Annotated in this window: 2 protein-coding genes; both read right to left on the bottom strand. The window is 41.3% G+C overall.

The genetic code is table 11. The annotated features are described in order from the left end of the window. Positions 1-159: 159 nt before the first annotated feature. Entirely contained in the window at positions 160-2,793 is a 2,634-nt protein-coding gene (locus LY28_RS18745; protein ID WP_110463686.1) for a calcium-translocating P-type ATPase, PMCA-type, read from the bottom strand. Positions 2,794-3,155: 362 nt separating this feature from the next. After that, positions 3,156-4,801, bottom strand: a 1,646-nt coding sequence (locus LY28_RS18740) for an S-layer homology domain-containing protein (protein WP_207658153.1), incomplete at its 5' end; no start/stop codon positions are given.

Below are 4,801 nucleotides of genomic sequence, written 5' to 3'. Positions count from 1 at the left end.
CAAAATTAGCTTAAAAGCTTAATCCGCCTGAAAAGACGATATATCGTCGCGAAGGCTTGAACCGTAATTGACTTTAGTCAATTACTACCGGCAAACAACCCATCAATAGCATGACTTTTATAATAAGCTGCATGTTTAATCCCAGCTTTTTATCCAGCTCTATCTGTTCTTTGCAAGTGAGCGCTGTATAAGCTTTACTATTTCCACAATAGGAATAATAGTTGCCGCAATAAGAACCGCATACGCAAATTCCGTACTGCTAATATGTTCAAACTCAAAAGCATTTGCAAGGAAAGGTACATAGATTACAAGGGTTGTCATAATGAGGCTGGCAATGCCCGCTCCCCATAAGAACAAATTCTGATTGTTAAGCTTAAATATACTTCCGCGCTGACTGCGCATGTTAAAGCTATGGAATATTTCCGCAAAGCTAAGTGTCAGGAAAGCCATAGTTATACCATCAGCGCTCTGGGCAATTTCCCATACTCCTGCTTCAATACGGTGTCCCACAAAATACGCCGTAACTGTTAATAATGCAACAAGTATCCCCTGATATATTACATCTGCACCAAGCCCGTTGGCGAAAATCCCCTCCTTTGAAGAGCGGGGCTTTCTTTTCATAATGTCGGTATCTCCCTTTTCCATTCCAAGGGCAAGAGCAGGGAAGCTGTCTGTTATCAGATTAATCCAAAGCAAATGCACAGGATGTAAAATGGTGAAGCCAAGCAGAGTTGATAAGAAAATACTTAGTACCTCACTCATATTTGATGCCAATAAAAACTGAATCGTTTTCCTGATATTATTGTAGATTTTCCTGCCCTCTTCAACCGCACCTACAATAGTTGCAAAATTGTCATCTGCAAGAACCATATCCGCAACATTCTTTGTCACATCAGTGCCGGTAATACCCATGCCCACACCGATATCAGCACTTTTAATACTTGGTGCATCATTTACTCCGTCTCCGGTCATTGCCGTAATACAGCCTTTTTTACGCCATGCGTTTACTATCCTTACCTTATGCTCAGGCTGCACTCTTGCATATACCCTGTAGTCTGCAATTGTTTTTTCAAGCTCATTATCACTTATTCCATCAAGCTGAGCTCCCGTGATTGCCTGGGATTCATTTTCCAGAATGCCAAGCTGCTGTGCAATAGCAACCGCAGTGTCTCTATGGTCTCCTGTAATCATTATGGCAGTAACTCCCGCACTCTTGCACTGAGCTATTGCATCCTTGACCTCAGGGCGTATTGGGTCAATCATCCCTGTCAAGCCTATAAAGGTTAAGTCCTTTTCGAGTGCTGCCGGTTCGAAGTCGGCAGGTTCGCTTTCGTATATTCTCTGCGCTGCTCCAAGAACTCGAAGAGCCTTGTCAGCCATCGCCTTATTTGCCCTTTTTATTTCATTTGCTGCATTTTCATCAAGGGGCAGAATTTTACCATTCTTGATGTAAGTCTTGCAAACCTTCAGGACCTCGTCCGGAGCCCCTTTTGTATACTGTACTATACCGTCCGCAGTTTCATGAACAGTACTCATCATTTTTCTCATACTGTCAAACGGTGCTTCGCCTATTCTAGGAGCCTCTTCCTTGAGCTGAGGCTTTGCAAGCCCTTGTTTGAAAGCAAAATTTACAAGTGCGCACTCTGTAGGTTCTCCCGTTGCCTCATTATTGCTGTCCAGCTCGGCATCGCTGCATAATGCCATCGCTTCAGCCAAAAGTTTCAGTTCCTCTCCATAGTGCTCTACAACTGTCATTTTATTTTGTGTCAGAGTACCTGTTTTATCACTGCATATAATCTCTGCACAGCCCAAGGTTTCAACTGCTGTAAGTCTTCTTATAATGGCATTGCGCTTTGACATATTCGTGACACCTACTGACAGTACCACTGTTACAACCATTGCAAGTCCTTCCGGAATAGCTGCGACAGCAAGGCTGACAGCAATCATAAAGGTATCCAGCACCACCTGTCCGCTGAAACTTCCTGAACGAATAAGACTGAACGCAAATATAAACAAACAGATTCCGACGACCAAATAGCTGAGCACCTTGCTCAGCTGTGAAAGCTTAATCTGAAGAGGTGTCTGCCCTTGCTCGGCTTTAGTAATAGCATCCGCTATTTTACCCATCTCAGTATCCATTCCCGTCGCTGTGATTACAGCTCTGCCGCGGCCATAAACAACCGTACTGCCCATATACACCATATTTTTTCTGTCACCTAAAGATACGTCGGCTCCATCTATACCAAGCTTGTCTATTATCTTGTTAACCGGAACGCTTTCACCTGTAAGCGCAGACTCTTCAACTTTCATACTCGCATTTTCAATAATTCTTCCGTCAGCCGGAACAGCATCTCCAGCCTCTAAAATAACAACATCGCCCACAGCAATATCTTCACTTTTTACTATTGTCATCTGTCCGTCACGGAGTACCTTGCTTGTTGATGCCGCCATTTCCTGCAATGCTTCAATAGCCTTTTCAGCCTTACTTTCCTGATAGACTCCCAGCACTGCATTAATTATTACAACTATCATTATAATTATTACATCCGCAAAGCCTTCTCCCGAATATGCAGCGGTAACCCCGGATACAACAGCAGCTGCAATTAATATAATTATCATCGGGTCTTTAATTTGTGCAAGGAATCTCTGCAAGAGGGTAACCCTTTCCCCCTCTTTTAGCTTATTCTTACCATTCTCAACAAGCCATCTTTCTGACTCTGATGATGTCAAACCATTTTCATTACTATTTACAGCTTTTAATACCTCTTCTCTGTCGCTGCAATAAAACTTCATTGACATTTCCCCCTTCAAAATTTTAATTTTTAAATTTAGCTTGCCCAAAATGCACAAAAAAACTCATGCATAGAAGGCACCTGCCAAATCTATACATGAGTCTGGTTATTTAATTTAAAGCCAAGCCATTAGGCCATGATGTTGACTTAAAAACGCATTTCAATGCGCTAACTACTCCCTCATGAATTACTTATTTTTGAATTATGTTACCATATTATTGTACATTTGTCAACGGGGAATTACAGAGTATTATTAATAAACTGTGTCATTCTCCATTTTATTGTGCATCATCCACGGGAAAATATTGTCGAACTGTCACAAAGAGCCTCTGCACACAGCTGCCTCCTCACAATATATCTGCATCAAATCAGCTTAGCTTCTTTCAGCATATTTCTTACTATAACTGCAGCCTCTGCTCTTGTAATATTGTCCTTTGGAGCAAGCATTTTTCCTGTTCTGCCAGAAACAACCCGGGTCTTAACACATATCGCAATTTTTTCCCTTGCCCACTCAGCAGCCTTTTCTGAATCAACAAATGTTGTAAGCAGCATTGCCGCTTCTTCATTTGACAAATTTGTTTCAAGCGCTGTAATTTTCATTGCTTTTGCAATCATTGTCATAGCCTGCTCACGGGTTATCCTGTCATTCGGGCCAAACTTCCCGTTTCCATAGCCCTCTATAATACTATACTCAGAGGCGATAGATACCGCATCGTAGTACCATGCCGACTCTGTTACATCATCAAATGCTTCTCTGCCTGTTCCGGGTCTCATCAGTCCAAGAGCATTTACTACGATTGACGCAAATTCTGCCCTTGTAATATCTCTGTCAGGGTGAAAGGTTCCATTTCCCGCTCCATTGATTACAAGTCTTGAGCCCATATCATTGACTGCCTCTTTTGACCAATGGTTTTCTACATCACTAAATTCTATCTTATTCCATATTAGCGAAAAATCGCCGTTTATTATACTGTTGATTTTTGCGTAGTACTTTCCGTTGATTTCAGTAATTACAGTTGGTATGTGTGAAACGGTTCCATCGCTGTGCAGCATAATTGCTGTCGTTATTCTGTCAGGGCCTGCATCCTCCGGAAGCTTTAATATTCTCTCCACATAGCTGTCAAACGCCAGAACATTTATTACTTTTGAGCCATCATGACAGACTACAGAAAATTCCATTGGTTTAGTCATAATTTCATATTTTTTTTCTTTTGCTGTATACTCAAGCATATTTTTTACATCCTGTGGGGATTTACGCATTGTCAGCTTCACTTTAATATCTTTTAATTCCTTCTGACTCCCCATATCTTCATAAACCTTATTAATATTGATTTGTCCTGCCGGTACAATATATGCCGCACCGTCTGTTCTTATCTCAATAGTTGCCCCCTCTTCCTCCATATTTTTTATTGTTTCTCCGTTTAGTTCCACAACCTTACTGTCTGAATTATTATTAATTAAGACAGTAACTTTGGATTTCTTTCCTTCTCTCTCTAATGCCTCATTTAGTTTCAAATCATCGACTTTTACTGTGCAAATCGTTTCATCTTTTACAGTTTCCTTTTTTACATCGGCCATCTCATCACTTTGAATTTTACCATTTATAAATATATCAACATCTCTTTCTTGAGTTCCCGAAGTATCGTTAATCACATTTGACGCAGTACCGTTTGAATTTCCTCCTTCCTCTGTCCATTTAGCGTAAAGAGTCATATCCGCAGTAACAACATCCTTTTCGAAGTCCCACATATATATAAGCTTTGTTTCCTTATACCAAGCTTCAAACTGATAGCCTGACTTTGTTGGCGGCGTTGGTGCCGCTATTTTGCTGTTATATGCAACATTATTAATATCCTCAACAGTGCTGCCGCCATTCTCATCAAAGCTTATTGTATAAGTTGCTGCCGAAGTCAACGGAAATACCGCTGTTACAATTCCTGAACCGGCAGTATTGGTCGCCGCTGCTCCTGCTACCGTAAAGAAGTTTGCAGGCACTCCTGTCAAGGTAT

Source organism: Ruminiclostridium sufflavum DSM 19573 (genome assembly GCF_003208175.1).
Lineage (GTDB): Bacteria > Bacillota > Clostridia > Acetivibrionales > DSM-1351 > Ruminiclostridium > Ruminiclostridium sufflavum.
This window is presented reverse-complemented; position numbering and strand designations above follow the sequence as displayed.

Coding starts and splice junctions, on each gene's coding strand:
- LY28_RS18745 (WP_110463686.1), bottom strand. CDS start 2,793: ATGAAGTTTTATTGCAGCGACAGAGAAGAGGTATTAAAAGCTGTAAAT.